General features: G+C 66.4%; 16 protein-coding genes and 1 riboswitch. Of the genes, 6 read left to right on the top strand and 10 right to left on the bottom strand.

The genetic code is table 11. From position 1 onward, the window contains the following. Window positions 1-129: 129 nt before the first annotated feature. Window positions 130-2,142 carry a TOTE conflict system archaeo-eukaryotic primase domain-containing protein gene (locus tag D7D52_RS24830; protein WP_246023270.1) on the bottom strand — a complete coding sequence of 671 codons (2,013 nt, stop codon included), beginning with the start codon at window positions 2,140-2,142 and terminating at the stop codon, window positions 130-132. A gap of 187 nt (window positions 2,143-2,329) precedes the next feature. On the opposite strand from D7D52_RS24830, the gene D7D52_RS24825 reads away from it, so the two are divergent. Next, window positions 2,330-3,538 (top strand): hypothetical protein, encoded by a 1,209-nt coding sequence (locus D7D52_RS24825; protein WP_120740088.1) that lies wholly within the window; start codon window positions 2,330-2,332, stop codon window positions 3,536-3,538. Between the two features lie 8 nt (window positions 3,539-3,546). After that, window positions 3,547-3,858, top strand: a complete 312-nt coding sequence (locus tag D7D52_RS24820) for a hypothetical protein (protein ID WP_120740086.1) — start codon at window positions 3,547-3,549, stop codon at window positions 3,856-3,858. A gap of 111 nt (window positions 3,859-3,969) precedes the next feature. On the opposite strand, the gene D7D52_RS24815 is transcribed toward D7D52_RS24820, so the two are convergent. Together D7D52_RS24815 and D7D52_RS24810 are read right to left on the bottom strand one after the other, a co-directional pair. After that, on the bottom strand, window positions 3,970-4,410 hold the full coding sequence (locus tag D7D52_RS24815) for a type II toxin-antitoxin system VapC family toxin (protein WP_120740084.1): 441 nt from the start codon (window positions 4,408-4,410) through the stop codon (window positions 3,970-3,972). Further along, on the bottom strand, window positions 4,407-4,661 hold the full coding sequence (locus D7D52_RS24810; RefSeq protein WP_120740082.1) for a type II toxin-antitoxin system Phd/YefM family antitoxin: 255 nt from the start codon (window positions 4,659-4,661) through the stop codon (window positions 4,407-4,409). The genes D7D52_RS24815 and D7D52_RS24810 overlap by 4 nt, the downstream gene beginning before the upstream one ends. 246 nt (window positions 4,662-4,907) lie before the next feature. Between D7D52_RS24810 and D7D52_RS24805 the strand changes: the two genes are divergently transcribed. Both D7D52_RS24805 and D7D52_RS24800 read left to right on the top strand, forming a co-directional pair. Beyond that, the gene (locus D7D52_RS24805; RefSeq protein WP_120740080.1) at window positions 4,908-5,201 is read left to right on the top strand and encodes a prevent-host-death protein; all 294 of its coding nucleotides are present in this window, start codon (window positions 4,908-4,910) and stop codon (window positions 5,199-5,201) included. Further along, window positions 5,198-5,629, top strand: coding sequence for a type II toxin-antitoxin system VapC family toxin (locus tag D7D52_RS24800; protein WP_120740079.1), 432 nt, complete (start codon window positions 5,198-5,200; stop codon window positions 5,627-5,629). Before D7D52_RS24805 ends, D7D52_RS24800 begins: the two co-directional genes overlap by 4 nt. A gap of 362 nt (window positions 5,630-5,991) precedes the next feature. Here the strand turns inward: D7D52_RS24800 and nicT are convergent, their stop codons facing one another. Further along, complete coding sequence (nicT, locus tag D7D52_RS24795) at window positions 5,992-7,077, bottom strand: Nickel transporter NicT (RefSeq protein ID WP_246023269.1); 1,086 nt, start codon at window positions 7,075-7,077, stop codon at window positions 5,992-5,994. 63 nt (window positions 7,078-7,140) lie between these two features. Continuing rightward, a riboswitch (cobalamin riboswitch) is annotated at window positions 7,141-7,337 on the bottom strand. Window positions 7,338-7,423: 86 nt separating this feature from the next. Here nicT and D7D52_RS24790 point away from each other — a divergent pair. After that, window positions 7,424-7,912: an ArsR/SmtB family transcription factor gene (locus tag D7D52_RS24790; RefSeq protein WP_120740075.1), complete on the top strand. Its 489-nt coding sequence runs from the start codon at window positions 7,424-7,426 to the stop codon at window positions 7,910-7,912. Here D7D52_RS24790 and D7D52_RS24785 read toward each other — a convergent pair. After that, window positions 7,808-8,893, bottom strand: a complete 1,086-nt coding sequence (locus D7D52_RS24785; protein ID WP_120740073.1) for an NAD(P)H-dependent amine dehydrogenase family protein — start codon at window positions 8,891-8,893, stop codon at window positions 7,808-7,810. The two genes, D7D52_RS24790 and D7D52_RS24785, sit on opposite strands and share 105 nt — an antisense overlap. After that, window positions 8,886-9,884 (bottom strand): Rieske 2Fe-2S domain-containing protein, encoded by a 999-nt coding sequence (locus D7D52_RS24780; protein ID WP_120740071.1) that lies wholly within the window; start codon window positions 9,882-9,884, stop codon window positions 8,886-8,888. The genes D7D52_RS24785 and D7D52_RS24780 overlap by 8 nt, the downstream gene beginning before the upstream one ends. Before the next feature lie 131 nt (window positions 9,885-10,015). On the opposite strand from D7D52_RS24780, the gene D7D52_RS24775 reads away from it, so the two are divergent. Then, the gene (locus tag D7D52_RS24775) at window positions 10,016-10,624 is read left to right on the top strand and encodes a TetR/AcrR family transcriptional regulator (protein ID WP_120744438.1); all 609 of its coding nucleotides are present in this window, start codon (window positions 10,016-10,018) and stop codon (window positions 10,622-10,624) included. An 18-nt stretch (window positions 10,625-10,642) separates the two neighbouring features. On the opposite strand, the gene D7D52_RS24770 is transcribed toward D7D52_RS24775, so the two are convergent. The 4 genes from D7D52_RS24770 to D7D52_RS24755 all read right to left on the bottom strand — a co-directional run bounded on the left by D7D52_RS24770 (window position 10,643) and on the right by D7D52_RS24755 (window position 13,922). Continuing rightward, window positions 10,643-11,359: a maleylpyruvate isomerase family mycothiol-dependent enzyme gene (locus tag D7D52_RS24770; RefSeq protein ID WP_120740069.1), complete on the bottom strand. Its 717-nt coding sequence runs from the start codon at window positions 11,357-11,359 to the stop codon at window positions 10,643-10,645. A gap of 10 nt (window positions 11,360-11,369) precedes the next feature. After that, window positions 11,370-12,101, bottom strand: coding sequence for a DUF998 domain-containing protein (locus tag D7D52_RS24765; RefSeq protein ID WP_120740067.1), 732 nt, complete (start codon window positions 12,099-12,101; stop codon window positions 11,370-11,372). A gap of 119 nt (window positions 12,102-12,220) precedes the next feature. Further along, window positions 12,221-12,703: a very short patch repair endonuclease gene (locus D7D52_RS24760; protein WP_120744437.1), complete on the bottom strand. Its 483-nt coding sequence runs from the start codon at window positions 12,701-12,703 to the stop codon at window positions 12,221-12,223. Between the two features lie 61 nt (window positions 12,704-12,764). Further along, a complete protein-coding gene (locus tag D7D52_RS24755; protein ID WP_120740065.1) occupies window positions 12,765-13,922 on the bottom strand; it encodes a DNA cytosine methyltransferase in 1,158 nt (385 codons plus the stop codon). Between the last annotated feature and the right edge of the window lie 103 nt (window positions 13,923-14,025).

Here is a 14,025-nt window from a genome sequence, read left to right as displayed (position 1 = left end):
CCTCGAGCAAGATCGATCCGGTCCAGGGTCGGCTGGTCCTTCGATCTCGGTTGCGTGCCAGGCGATTCGGTTTGTTGCAGTCAGCGCGGTACTCCTGTTCCAGCATGGCTCGCCGTTTCGTCCAGGAGTTCAGTTCCCGAGTTTGCATGGGTCCGGGAACCCGAGTTCGGCGTATCCGGGGGCGCGTTTGCGCAGTGAGGAGGCGATCACGGGGGTGAGGACGAGAATGTTGGCGCCAGCTTGATGAGCGTCGAGTACATCTGTGCTGATCTGTTTCAGGCGCTCTTCGTCGGCGACGAGTGCGCGGTAGATTTCGGCGATGCCACCGGGCTGGCTGGGATCGGCGTCGCCGTCGTAGGCGAATTGGGTTGGGTGCACGTGGAGTATCCGGTGCGGTGCGGGTGTGTCGCCGCTCGTTGGCAGGTGGCCTGCTGCGGGTGCGTCGATGGTGTGGGTGTGTGAGCCGAGTTGGTGGTAGATGAGGTCGTCGAGTTGGTCGCGCCGATAGGGGGTGGCGGTGAGACCGAGCCAGTGACGGGCGGGGATCTGGTTGAGGACATCGGTGAAGGCTGAAGCGGCGATGTGGTGGCATTCGTCGACCACGATGAAGCCGTATCCGCGGGTGAGTTCGTCGACATTGGTTCGTCGGGCGAGGGTGGGCAGTAAGGCGACGTCGATCATCCCTGTGGTCTTGGATCGGCCGCCGCCGATCTGTCCGCATTTGATGGCGAGGTGCTCGAGGATCCGGGCCCGCCATTGATCGGCGAGAGCTTTGCGGTCGACGAGGATCATGGTCGATGTGGCGCGGGAAGCGATTGCCGCGCAGGCGATCACGGTCTTCCCGGTGCCGGGTGGCGCGACCAGCACGCAGGTGTCCTCGGCTTCGATAGCGCGCAGTGCAGTGCGCTGTTCGGGCCGTAGTTCGCTCGTGCAGGTGAAGGTCTGGTCGCTGCCGTTGGTGCGGTTGTCGTCGATATCCAGTGTGCTGTCTGCGGATTCGACGAGGGTGGTGAGCAGGGGGCGTAGTCCTCGGGGCAGGACCAGGTCCCCTTCGGGGGTCTCGTCATAGCTACGCAGAAATCGCGGTGTGTCCCAGGTGCTGCGGCGGGTGCGCTGGCGGGTGTAGAACTCCGGGTTCGGGACGGAGGCGGCGTGCTTGACCGCCGAGATCATGGCCGGGCCGAGATCGGCTGTGCTCAACTGGAGCCGGGCAGCGAGCACCGCACGGACGATCGGTGCAGGGCGGGGCACGATTTTCGACGACGTCGGCAGTTGGAGCCGTCTGACGTCGTGGCCGACCTTGGGCTCACCGAGCGTGGTGGCCAATGTGTCGACCTGTTTCGGTGACAGCCGGGGGATGCTCGACAGGTACGCCCACTGGTCGTCGAACGGTTCGAGGGTCGCCGGATCGAGGAACAGGGTGGTGCCGTGCCGACGGCGGGCGCCGTTGAGGGGTGCGGCGATCAGATTGCCCATGCCCCGGCCGGTATGGGTGTCCTGGGATGGGAACAGCCGGTCATAGCTGGACAGACTCATACTGCCGCGCAACTGGATTGCCTCGGCGAGCAGGCCGGTGGCGATCCGCCGTGCCGTGGCGGCGGGTGTGGGCTCGGCGAAGAAGATCCAGACATGCGCGCCACGTCCGGACTGGGACACCTCGAGCGCTGCTGGAATGTCTTTGGCGCGAGCGGCTTTCAGGAATGCCAGCGCGTCGAGCATGGCCGCGCTCTTGTCGAAGTCCGCCGCTACCCACCAGCAGGTGTCATCGTCGGTGAGCGGGTACAGGCCGACGTGGTGATCGCCGCGCAGATGACCGGCGATGACGTCGTCTGTGAGCGGCAGGTACGGTGCTTCCGACCGTGACATGCCTTTGCTCCATCGGCCTCGGATGGCGGGCATCCACCCGGAGCGGCCGTCACGGCGGTTCTCCCAGCGGACCGCGTAAACGTCGTCGCGGCAACTGAAAAGGTCGAGATAGAACCGGACCTTGGCTTCCGGGCTGGAACGCATGTCGACCGGCGTACCCACCGCTGTCTGGTCCGGAGCGGCGGCACGAGCCTGCTGTTCGGTCAGCTCGAGCAGGCGGCGCAGACGAGCGGTCTCCGCGCGCAGGTCTTCGAGCTCTCCGGGATAGCGTTCCACGAGCAACCAGTCTGCCGTGCACTGCCCTGCTCGTCGACGGTGTATGGGGACGCCGTGAGACATCGCATCCTGTTGAGGGGACTATTCAGCGGAATCGCATGCTGCCGTGAGGTTTCCGGATTGTTGGGTGACGGTCACCGGTAGGGTCTGGAGACGTCGGCACCGTCACCTGAGGAGCAAGGACAGGATGAAGGCGATCAAGAATTCGCAGCGAGCTGCGGCCGGTCCACTCGAGGAGTTGATCTATCGCGCCGGTGAGCTCAAGGCGGAACTGGTGGCGTTCGCGCAAAGTTCGCGTTTCGACAGGCAGTTGACCGCCGCGCTGATCGACGCCGCCGACGATCAGGGCTATCTGGACGAAGACCTGGCGATTCTGACCGTCGATCATTTCGCGCTGCAGCATCGACTACCCGACGGTCGTACCGTCGTCGAGCGGTTTGTCGCTCAACATCGTCCGCCGCTGTCCGGCAGTGATCGGGAGCTGCTGCTGGGATGGCGCGACGTCGTCGAGGGATGCTTCGAGGTGAGGCTCGTCGATGGGGTCGAGATTGTGCTGCACAACCTGATCGACGACCTGGTCTACCGCGTCTATTCGAATCTCGGGGCTGCGCCGTTCGCTCGTCTGCGAAAGGGCATGTTCGCCATCGCCAGGATTGTGCCCCTGTCGCAGGATGCTGATGCGTGGCTCGTCAGCGGAAACTTCGCGGCGCTCCCCAAATCCGCAGTGCGCCAAGTAGCGCAGAACGCCCTGACCATACTGACCGCGCATCCGGAGTTGTTGCGCCGCAACCCCGAACTGCTGCGGCGAGCCTGGGAGATGCAGGCGCAGGACCGCGCGGATTTCGTCGATCTGTTCGGCGGCGACCTGGTGGTGCTGCCGGTGGAGGAGTTCCGGGAGAGACTGAGCGAGCATTACCGGCGACGCCGGCAGAAGGCACTCGCGGGTCTCGACGACAAGGCGGCCGAGCGCGCCGCCGCGGCCGGACCGACTCCTGACATGCTTGCCGAACTGCCCGAGCAGCTGGGGGACGCAGAGACGGTCGGCGTGATCTACGACGAGGTCGAAGGGCTCAACTTCTATGGCGGCTTCGGTCGGCTGGAGGCCCTGTTCGCCGATCCCGCGCTCGCTGGCGACCGGACGTACCTCGCGGTGCTGCGCGGCTATCTGCGTGACGATTCCGTTTCCACACTGCCGATCCGGCGTCTGGTCGAGCGTCATCGGGAAGGGGCCGATCCGGTGTTCCGCAAGTTGCTGGGAAAGCCCGGATTCTGTTGGGACCGCGACGGAGAAGCTCTGCTGCGCCGTCGTAAGAAGGAATTCTTCGATCGCGCGCCGACGCCCAGCATCTCCGTCGTCGGTGAGCGTCTGGCCGACCTTCTCCGTCGCAACCGATAGGCCACGCGATGGGCAGGCTCACAAAAGCGCAGCTGCGGGTCATGGTCGAAGAAGCCACAGTGGACGCCTACGGCGACGAAGAACAACTGGTCGGCTTCTACACCATGATCGTCGACCACTTGGAGACCCCTTTCGAGGTGGAGGTCTTCGGGTTGACGGTCACAGTCAGCTCGATCGACTTGCTGGCTGGCAGTGGGATTGTCGCCATCTGCACCCACGGGCCGTCCCGCCAGGCAATCGGCATTCTCGACCTCCCCTTGTCCTCACCCCCTCCGAGCGGAGCCGAATGGATCGAGGCGTACCGACATTGGGCACCGTGAAATTGTGTAGGTTCAGGGCGGCAAGATGAAGGTCGCAATACCGACTAATCTCACTGCCCGCCCGGCTGAGCGAGCAAACCCGCACGAGGTCGGCGCGCCCCGAAATCAAGCTCAGGTCGTGGACTCTGCCGCGTTGGTGTCGAAGGTCGCCACTCCCAAACTTCTCCACGCGTCGAGGAGGCGTTTGTCACCCGAGGCGGCGACGAGATCGGTGTCTTCCAACTGTTCGGCCGATGCGCAGTGGACCGCGTCGTAGCCGCGCAGCGCCAGAGACTCCGCCAGCTGCGCTGCGCGCAGGATCAACGGCTCGTCCAGCTCGACAATGTCGATCTGTGGCCAGAGTTGGTCGAGGAGCCGTCGACTGGCCGCGTACTCGGTGTTGTCGAGGCGTGCCATGCGGTGGGCTTGGGCGAGTGCGGCGGCGGTTTCGACGTAGAGCATCCTGCTTGACACAACGGCGTCGGCGTCATCCCAGAATCGCCGGCAGGCCGGACTGCTCGGTTCCTCGACCAGCAGTGGTACGAACGCCGACGTGTCCAGGTATCCGATCATCGGCGCTGCTCGTCGATCAGCTCACTGACGATGCCTTTCCCGTGGACGGGTGTGGGCGCCGGCTGCTTCTTCTTGCGTGCCGGTTGTATGCGCCCTTCGGCCCGCAGCTGCTCGAGTCTGGTCGGCTGCTCGACGGGAACGATGCGGGCGATCGGCCGTCCGTGATCGGTGATGGTGACGGTGCGGCCGGAGCGGACTTCGGCCAGGTGGCGGCTGAGGCTGTCGCGCAGTTCTCGGATCCCGACGTCCATGATCAACTCCTATGTGGCCACATGTTAATAGTGAATTATAGCCACAGACGGGGTAGGTGTGATGACCTACGCGGTTCGTATGGGGAACTGATCGGGGGTGCAGAGACTTGACCTATCCCCAAAAATATCCCAAGAATTCGAGCCATCTACTGCGACTTCTACGCGCGTCGGCGGTGCCCGCTGTGTGCTAGCAGATCTTCATCCCGATCAGACCCGCATCGTGCCACAGCGTGGTACGGTGTATCTATGGCTGTCCCGGAAATGTCCCCGCCGACCGAGGTCAGCGTCCGGCAATTTGTCAACGACTCCGGTGCCGTGACCCGCGGGCTGCGGGAAGGTCGGCAATACCTGCTCACCATCAATGGTGAGCCGTTGGCCGAGGTAACGCCGATCAGGCGACACCGCTTCGTCCGCACCAGCCGGGCCCAGACGATGTTCGCTACCGCTCCCACGCTGGACTACGAGGAGTTGCGGCGTGACCTGGACACGGCCGTCACCGACGAGTTGTCCGAGGACCCGTTCGAAGGGACCGGCCTGTGAACGATCCCCGGGCGAGGGGCGTGCTCGACACGAGCATCGTCGCCGCGTTGTCGGTTTTCGATCCGGCCGAACTGCCCGTCGAATCCGCTATCACCGCGGTCACCTTGGGTGAACTGTCACGGGGACCGTATGCCGCCGACGATCCGATCAAGCGCGCTCGCCGGATTGCGGTGTTGCAGCACACGGAGGCGACGTTCGGAGAGGCCCTGCCCTACGACAGCGAAGCCGCGCGCATCTTCGGGCTGATCTGCGCTTCGGTATATGCGATCGGCCGACAGCCGCGACGCCGGACGGCCGACCTCATGATCGCCGCCACCGCTGCGCGCAACGGGCTGCCGCTGTACACGACCAATCCGAAGGACTTCGAGGGCCTCGACGGCCTCGTCACGATCGTGCCGGTCAGTCGTCCCGCCGGGGCTACCGGCTGACCGGACGAGTCGGTCGCGAACCCGGGCGAGGTGCAAACCGGCGACCTCGACACAGGGAGGTCGGCTGCATGGAATCGAGACTCGCTCATGCGATGGCGGGGTGTGTGGACTTGACCTATTTCCAAAATTTCCCCAAGAATTCGGGGTGCGCTTTGCATGATTTCCCTGTCCAAACCCGCAGGGTGTGCAGGTCCGTCGTTCATACCGACTTGAACTGACAACTGTGGGTTTGTGCCGAAATCCTGCACACCACCGGCAACGTTGATCGAAACTCTCGATCAGAAGGTTGGGAGTTCGAGTCTTCCGGGCGCGCAAGGCGAAGGCTCCACACCGAATTGGTGTGGGGCCTTTGTTGTTCGGGGTCAGGTGAGGGGGTCGGGGGTGGGGTGCCAGCGGTGTTCTACCTTGGCGAGTTTCCAGTAGGTGAGGGCGATGGCCCAGACGGCGATGAAGAGGGCGACGATGATGAAGCCGACGTTGTTGAGGTCGATGCTGGAGATCCAGGCGGTGATGGGGTCGGTGAGGTCGAGTTGGTCGTGGAGGATGCCGATCAGTTCGATGCTGCCGATGAGGAAGGCGACGGCGATGGACAGGCCGGTGATGGTGAGGTTGTAGTAGACCTTGCGGACCGGGTTGGAGAAGGCCCAGTGGTAGGCGAAGTTCATGAAGGTGCCGTCGAGGGTGTCGAACAGGCTCATGCCCGCGGCGAACAGCAGGGGGAGGCAGATGATGGCGTACCAGGGCAGGCCCGCCGCGGCGCCGGAGCCGGCCATCACCATGAGCGCGACCTCGGTGGCGGTGTCGAAGCCGATGCCGAACAGCACCCCGATCGGATACATCTGTCCCGGGCGCGTGATCGAGCGGGTGAGCCGGCCGAGAATCCGGTTGAGGAAGCCGCGATTGTCGAGGTGGCGTTCGAGTTCGTGCTCGTCGTACTGACCGGCGCGCATGGCCTTGAACACCCGCCAGATGCCCGCCAGCGCAACCAGATTCAGCGCGGCGATGAGGTAGAGGAAGCCGCCGGACACCAAGGTTCCGAAGATCCCCAGATCCTGCCGGGTGGGCGAGTCGTCGCTGGTGAGGTTGCCCGCCCAGCGGATGCCGGCCGCGATGCCCACGGCCAGCGCCACGACGATGGTGGAGTGGCCGAGGGCGAACCAGAAGCCCACGGAGACAGGCCGTTTGCCGTCGGCCATGAGTTTGCGGGTGGTGTTGTCGATGGCGGCGATGTGGTCGGCGTCGAAGGCGTGGCGCATGCCGAGGGTATAGGCGGTCACGCCCAGGCCCAGCCCGAACACCTGGGTGCCGACGGTGTAGTGCTGCGGTACCACCAGCGCGATCAGGATGCCGAAGGCGACCACATGCAACAGCGCGATCACCGCGAACAGGCCGCCGGTGCGGATCCAGTCCCGGCGCTGCCAGCGCAGGTCCACGCTACCGGTATCCACTGCGGGAGAAGAGTTTTCGGGTACAGACATTCTCGGTCGGCCTTTCCAGCACCTCGTGGACGGGTTCCTAGCGGTGCCGCGGCCGGTCTCCTGGCTGACGGGTCGAGCGCAGGCAAACCAGACCTTCCAGGACGCGTGGTCCCGTGGCCCGTCCCGCCCGAGGGCGGAATCGACGACATGCCGAACTAACCGATCACAGTGGCGAGGGCCGCTCCGGATTCACACCGGTCTTCCCGAACACCACGGCGTGCCCACCGTAACGCGCGCCGCGATTCACCTGCAAGACTGCGCAGGTTTTCAGGCATCGCCTCGACGGCGCGCCCGCGCACCGGGCAGGATCGAAGGCATGCACCTGATCCCGGCCGACCGCGCCCACCGGCACCTGATCGACGAGCACGCGGTGTGCGATGCCATCGGCGGCATCGGCGACGCCGAGCGGGTCCAGACCTGGGCGCAGCGTTTCGCGCTGCTGTCGGATCCGGGCCGGCTGTCGATGCTGCTCGCCATCCGCCGGGTGGGGTCGATCGCGGTCACCGACCTGGCCACCGCGACCGGCATCAGCGATACCGCCGTCTCCCAGGCCCTGCGCCTGCTGCGCACCTCGGGCGCGGTCACCGCCGTCAAAACCGGTCGCGTCGTGCGCTATCGGCTGCGCGATCACCGGATCGCCGAACTGCTCGACGCCATGACGACCGAGCAGCCCTCTCCCGCGCACCCCGTTCCGGGGCCCTCAGCTTTTGAAGCGCCCGGCGAAACTGCGCAGCGGGAGGTCGGCGCTGGTGATGATGCCCGGCGGCGCCGCGAACACCGAGCGGAGCGCGTTGAGGGCCGGTAGGCCGGTGACGGTCATGCCGATGGAGGCGAAGTTCTCGGGGTTGGACAGGTCGAAACCCTTGGGCGGGAAGATCATGTGCTTGCTGTAGATGCTCGGATCGCCGGTGATCTGAGTGATGTAGCAGCCCTTGATGTTCCACGACGGCGCGGTGTGGGGCGTCATCTGCCATTCCAGGTGGGATTCCACCCGGGGGACGCCGTCGACCATGCCCTGGTATTTGATGTAATTGGCGCCCAGCGAGCCCTTGGGCAGGACGTACCAGCCGAGATCGATGTCCTTGGTGCACGCGCCGAGTTCATAGCTGAAACGCACCTCGTCGAGGACGAGTCCGAACGCGTCGGCCATCAACTGCACCGAATCAGCGAAGACCGCGGTGTATTTGTGGAGCGAGTCCGGAATGGTGGGGTCATCGATCGGCCGCCCGTACCCGACCGCCTTCCACGTGTCGACCGAATGGTGGCAGGACACGTCCACCGATTCGATGACCGTGACGTTCTCGATATCGGCCACGTCCGCGGAGTGCACGATGCCGAGGATCTGGCACAGCCCCGGATTCATGCCGGTGCCGTAGAAAGTGGAATTGCCGCGCTCGCAGGCGGATTGGATCACCTCGCTGACCTTTCGGCCGGAAGGGTGTGGATGGTTGGCGTCGCGATGGAAGCCGGTGATCCAGTCCGCGGTGGTCACCACATCGATCCCCGCCTCGAGCACCTGCTCGTAGAGCTCCTCGTCCGGGAACACGCCGTGGAAGGTCAGCACGTCGGGACGGGCGTCGATGATCTCCGCCACCGAGCCGGTCGCGCGCACCCCGATGGGCCCGATGCCGACGATCTCGCCAGCGTCCCGCCCGATCTTCTCGGGCGAATAGCAGTGCAGCCCAACCAGTTCGAGGTCGGGATGATTGCGAATGCGACCGATCATCTCGGTGCCGAGGTTTCCCGTCGCGACCTGGAAAACGCGAATCTTGCGGTCGTCACTCATCGTTGGTGCCTTTCGGTGGATAGAACTGCCGGGCCCACTCGCGTAACGCGGTGAAACCCTCGAACTCCTTGCGTGACAACGCCGGCGGGTCCGAGTACCGCTGATGCGCCCAGATGCGGATGTCCGCCTCGAACTGCTCGATCACGTAGTCGGCCATCGCCTTGCCGTAGGGCGAGAGTTCGGGGCCGTCGCCGCCGGGCTTGCGTCCGATCCACACCGTGAACCGCACATCGCAGGTGTGCTCGTCCACCGGTGTCACCGCCGGCATGGTGCGGTTGTCGACCATGCCCCAGCTCTTGGTGATCGAGCACCCCAGCCCGGCATTGATCGATTCGACGCCGCTGTTGATGTCGTCCTGGGTCACGCCCGCGTCGAAGGCGATGGTGAAGTCGACGTACGACACCGGCCCGGAGAAGTCGTGGCGGGTGAACTCCGGCACGAACGGCGTCTTGTGCACGAACTTGAAGTGCGCGAAGTCGACGCCGTTCTCCAGCACGTACTGGGGGTGCAGTTCCAGGCCGCGGCGATACAGCGTGGCCGCGGGGACCGGCGGATAGTAATCGTCCGCGGTCTTGCCGTCACCGAAGGCGGTGAAAAGGTCGGGAACCTCGAAATACGGTGCGCGGCCGTCGAGATCGAACCACAGCCAGACCGCCTCGTTGCGCTCGACGACCGGATAGCTGCGAATGCGGCGGCCCTTGTTCGGATGACTCTCGTAGGGAATGCACGCATTTCGCCCCTCGAGGTTCCACTCCCAGCCGTGAAACGGGCACACCAGATGCTCGCCCTCGACATGACCGCCATAACCGAGGTGGGCGCCCAGATGCTCGCAGTACGCGTCGAACACCGCCACCCGCCCCGCCGCCGTTCGCCACGCCACCAGCTCGCGCCCGAAGTACTTCATGGTGTGCACGGCCCCGACCGCGATCTCGATGCTCCAGGCCACTTGGAACCAGCCCGTCGGCCGCATCGGCAGGGGTGGCTTGGCCATCTCGGATCCTCCCGGCTGCCGCGGCGACACCCGCGGCGCCCTCACCGTAAAACCGTTCCCGCAGAAATACAAGAGCCCTCTTTGAAACTTGATCACGCTGGTAGCCAGTACAATCGGGCCTCGTGGCGGAGGTGGCGATCGGCGGACGCCGTGCGAACAAGCGCGGGATACAGTCGCGCGAGAGCATGCTCGAGACGGCGATCGCCACCCTGGCCACCGGCGATCCCGCCGCGGTCTCGGGCAATCGCATCGCGCGCGATATCGGGGCGACCTGGGGTGTCGTCAAATACCAGTTCGGCGATATCGACGGCCTGTGGGCCGCGGTCCTGCGCCACACCGCCGACAAGCGCGGCGACCTGCCCGCCGGAATCGCGCGCGAGGGCACGCTGCGCGAGCGCGTCGGCACGCTGATCCACGCGATGGCGGCAGGCTTGCGCGAGCCGGAATCACTGGCGATCGAAACACTGCGCGCGGCACTGCCGCGCGATCACGCCGAGCTGGAACGCGAATTCCCGCGCACCGCCGCCGAACTGGCGTCGTGGAAACCCCACTGGGACAAGGCATGTCAGCGCGCCTTCGCCGACCTGGACTGCGATCCGGTCAAGGTCCGCAAGGTGGCCGCGCTCATCCCCGCCGCCATGCGCGGCATCACCTCCGAACGAACCCTCGGCACCTACGGCGATCTCGACGACGCGCTCGAGGCCCTCGTCGAGGGCATCGTGGCCTATCTGGAGAACTGAGTTCGCCCGCGCGCCAGGCTATTTCCAGGCGGCCAGATTGGGCAGCTCGCCGGTCAGGTCGGTGCCGGGGGAGCGGCCGATGAGCCAGGCCGCCAAGGCGGCGGCGGGACCGGACACGGTGGTGGCGGGGGCGCCGACGGTGGCGGTGAAGCCGGTGTCGGTGGCGGTCACGGTGAAGCCTGTGCCGTCGGCCGGCCGCACCTCGGTCATGGACTGGGCGAGCAGACGATCGGTGAAGTCCGCGGGCCAGTCGCCGGCGGTGTAGCCGATATCGAGGTCCACATGGTGAATCTCGACCTCCAGCAACCGCATCCACGGCACCCGGGTGGCCGGAATCTCGCCGCCCTGCCGGTTGCGGACCAGCGCGGGCCAGCGGTCGGCGGGCATCACCCGGGCCAGCGCGAGCCAGCGTTCGTGCGAGGCGGTGAGGTCCTCGAGCTGCTCGCGCAGCGGCCGCGGCGCACCCGCCTCGATATCGGCCTCCCGCAGGAATTGGCTTGCGTACTGCGGGGTTTCGATGCCGGTGCGGGCCCACAGCAGCAGGTTGACCAGGCTGTCGGCATTGCGGGACAGGTGGGCCAGCACATGGCCGCGGGTCCAGCCGGGCAGCAGGGACGGCTCGACCAGATCGCCGTCGCCGAGGGCGGCGACCGCGGGCAGCAGGCGGTCGGTCGCGGCGGCGACGGTGTCGAGCAGGGCGGTGGTGTCGGCGAGTTGCGATGCGTCGCTGGTCACGGCTTCGACCCTAATGGGTGTGCGTGGTATCCCGTTCGGCGACAACTATTTGCACCGCCAGCGCCACCAGCCACAGCGACATGGCCCCGACCTGGATGCGTTGCGCGATGCCCAGGCCGTAGTTGCCGGGCAGATTGTCGGCGATCAGCATCCACGCCGTCACCGCCGAGCCCACGAGGAGAATCCACAGGCCGGTATGCCGCAGGATCGGCCAGCGCCGATATTTGAAGGCCGCCACGGTGAAGGCGAACATGGCGATATAGATCGAGAACACGGCCAAGGTACTGGTCAGCGCATGAATCTGATGCAGCTGTGGGAAAAGGCCGGTGTCCACATAGCGTTTGGGTCCGTCGGGATCCTCCGGCACGATCGGCCACTGCGCGTCCGCGATGGTGGACGCGCCGAAGCACGCCAGCGCGATCCAGCCGATGTTCGAATACAGCCGGCGCGAGAACAGCAGCAGTCCGCCGATGCCCGCCACCACCAGCAGCGAACCGGAGACGGTGTCGCCGGTGGTGAACACCCAGCGGAACGGCGCGCCCTTCTCGGCCAGCTGGCTGAGGAAGGTGTTGGTGGGATTGCTGTCGATGGGCAGGATGAATTCCAGGACCCAGGAGGAGTAGCCGAGTCCGGCGACGGCGATCAAGATCGCGATGAGCCAGCGCAGGACCCGGCGCCAGCGCGGCTGCCGAGCCGGTGCGCTCGGGGCCGCCTCGGCTAGTTTCTGCTCGGTTGGTGCCATCACCGCGCTCGCTTTCGCTGGCCTCGCTTACTCGTACTGCCTGCCCGCAGTGTGCTCTGTTCGGACTGGTCGGCTGGTCCGCTCGTAACTCCATTGTCGCCCATCCGGAAACCTGCTTGTCACAAGCCGCGTGTGAGCGCCCGCATCACGAGGTCGGCCGCCGAATCCGCGGCCTCGTGCTCCCACACCCGCACCACGGTCCAACCCGCCGCCGCCAGCCGGGTATCCGTGTCCCGGTCGCGCGCCACGTTTCCGGCCAGCTTCGCCGCCCACCACTCGGCATTGTTCTTCGGGTGTGTCGCGTGCTGCGGGCAGCTGTGCCAGAAGCATCCGTCGACATAGACGGCCACCTTCCATCGCGGGAACACCAGATCGGCCCGGCGTCGCAAACCCGGCAGCGGCGCCCTGTCCACGAAGAACCGTTTTCCCCGCCGGTGCAATTCCCGCCGCAACGCCAGTTCCGGTTTCGTGCCCACCCGGCGCTGCTTGGCCAGGCGCGCACTGGTGGCGGCGTCGGTCGTGGGCCGGGAGGTCTCGGCCCGTGGCGGGGAGGTCTCGGCCCGCGACAGGGAGGTCTCGGCCCGGGGCGGCGTCTGTGCCATCACGCCATCCTCGCGGCGCTCAGGAAGGCCGGCAAGATCCGGACCGCCGCGGCGGCCAGGGTCAGGCGGCTTCGCGGGGCGCGCCACCCATACGCTCGAGATGGCTGGCCACATCGGCGAGAAAACCCTCCGGGAAACGCAGCGAACCCATGGCCGTGCGGCGCAGGAAACCCGCGGTCGCCCGCGCCGACAGCAGCCGGGAATCGTCGAGGAACCAGCGCAGATCCTCGTATGGCGCGTGAACCGGCCAGGTGGACACCGGAACTCGATGCACCACCCCGCCGTGTCCCCACGCGGCGGTCGGCCAGCTGCGGCGGGTCAGCGGTTCGCCGTCCGGGACCGGATCGTCGGCCGGATGGGTGATGCGGTCGGCGATCCAGCTCGCCATGCGCACACTCACCGCATTGCCGACCAGCTTCCAGCGATGCCCGTGCCGGATGCCGGGCACCGTCAAAGCCGGTGTGGTCCAATCCCGATCGAAGCCCTGCAGTCGTTCGCCGTCGGTGATGCCGGGCGTCACCAGCTCACCGGACGGCAGCCGCACCGCGGGCGGGCTCGCGATGCCGAGGCCGGAACCGCCCTTCAAGGTCGGTACCGCGTTCACCGCCCATCCCAGGCCGCGATTGCCTTCGGTCCAGTAGAAGCCGCACGGATCGTGCAGCGGATCGCCGACGTCGCGCGGTCCCGCGTCCGCGCCGAACAGGATCGGGCGGGGGTCGTCGGTGCGCGAGGCCAGCATGAGCACGCGCTCCCGCCGCTGCGGCAGCCCGAACGCGCGCGCGTCGACCACCCGATAGGCCCAGGTGTAGCCGAGTTCGGTGAGCGCGTCGGTGATGTGCCGCATGGCCGCGCCGCCCCCGAGCTGCAGCATGAACGGCACATTCTCGATCAGCAGCCAGCGCGGGCCCTTCTTGCGCTTGACGAGGCGGAAGACCTCGTCCACCAAACCCGAACGGCTGCCGGTGATTCCGGCCGTGCGCCCGGCCTGCGAGAGGTCCTGGCACGGGAAGCCGGCCGCGACCAGTTCCGTGCCGGACGGCAGCGCGCGCAGCTTGGTGACGTCGGAATGCAATGGCACGTCCGGGAAATGCGCCGCCAGCACCGCCTGCGCGCCGGAGTCGATCTCGCACAGCAGCTCACTACGCCAGCCATGCGCCGCGAGCCCGAGCTCCAGCCCGCCGATGCCGGCGAACAGGCCGACCATCCGCGCGCCCGTCACAACAGTCCCTTTCACCCCGGAGTCCCCCCGTGCCCAGAGCAGGTTACTCGAGTCCCCCCGCCCCCATCGGGATCAACACCGTTCCACAGCCCGCACCCAGAGC

Source organism: Nocardia yunnanensis (assembly GCF_003626895.1).
In the GTDB taxonomy this organism is placed as follows: Bacteria; Actinomycetota; Actinomycetes; order Mycobacteriales; family Mycobacteriaceae; genus Nocardia; species Nocardia yunnanensis.
Note: the sequence above shows the minus strand (reverse complement) of the source record. Positions and strands in the feature narration are given on the sequence as shown.

What these genes read in the sequence shown, in the direction of transcription:
- D7D52_RS24825 (WP_120740088.1), top strand. Translation starts at nt 2,330, where the DNA reads ATGAAGGCGATCAAGAATTCGCAGCGAGCTGCGGCCGGTCCACTCGAG.
- D7D52_RS24820 (WP_120740086.1), top strand. Translation starts at nt 3,547, where the DNA reads ATGGGCAGGCTCACAAAAGCGCAGCTGCGGGTCATGGTCGAAGAAGCC.
- D7D52_RS24815 (WP_120740084.1), bottom strand. Translation starts at nt 4,410, where the DNA reads ATGATCGGATACCTGGACACGTCGGCGTTCGTACCACTGCTGGTCGAG.
- D7D52_RS24810 (WP_120740082.1), bottom strand. Translation starts at nt 4,661, where the DNA reads ATGGACGTCGGGATCCGAGAACTGCGCGACAGCCTCAGCCGCCACCTG.
- D7D52_RS24805 (WP_120740080.1), top strand. Translation starts at nt 4,908, where the DNA reads ATGGCTGTCCCGGAAATGTCCCCGCCGACCGAGGTCAGCGTCCGGCAA.
- D7D52_RS24790 (WP_120740075.1), top strand. Translation starts at nt 7,424, where the DNA reads ATGCACCTGATCCCGGCCGACCGCGCCCACCGGCACCTGATCGACGAG.
- D7D52_RS24785 (WP_120740073.1), bottom strand. Translation starts at nt 8,893, where the DNA reads ATGAGTGACGACCGCAAGATTCGCGTTTTCCAGGTCGCGACGGGAAAC.
- D7D52_RS24780 (WP_120740071.1), bottom strand. Translation starts at nt 9,884, where the DNA reads ATGGCCAAGCCACCCCTGCCGATGCGGCCGACGGGCTGGTTCCAAGTG.
- D7D52_RS24765 (WP_120740067.1), bottom strand. Translation starts at nt 12,101, where the DNA reads ATGGCACCAACCGAGCAGAAACTAGCCGAGGCGGCCCCGAGCGCACCG.
- D7D52_RS24760 (WP_120744437.1), bottom strand. Translation starts at nt 12,703, where the DNA reads ATGGCACAGACGCCGCCCCGGGCCGAGACCTCCCTGTCGCGGGCCGAG.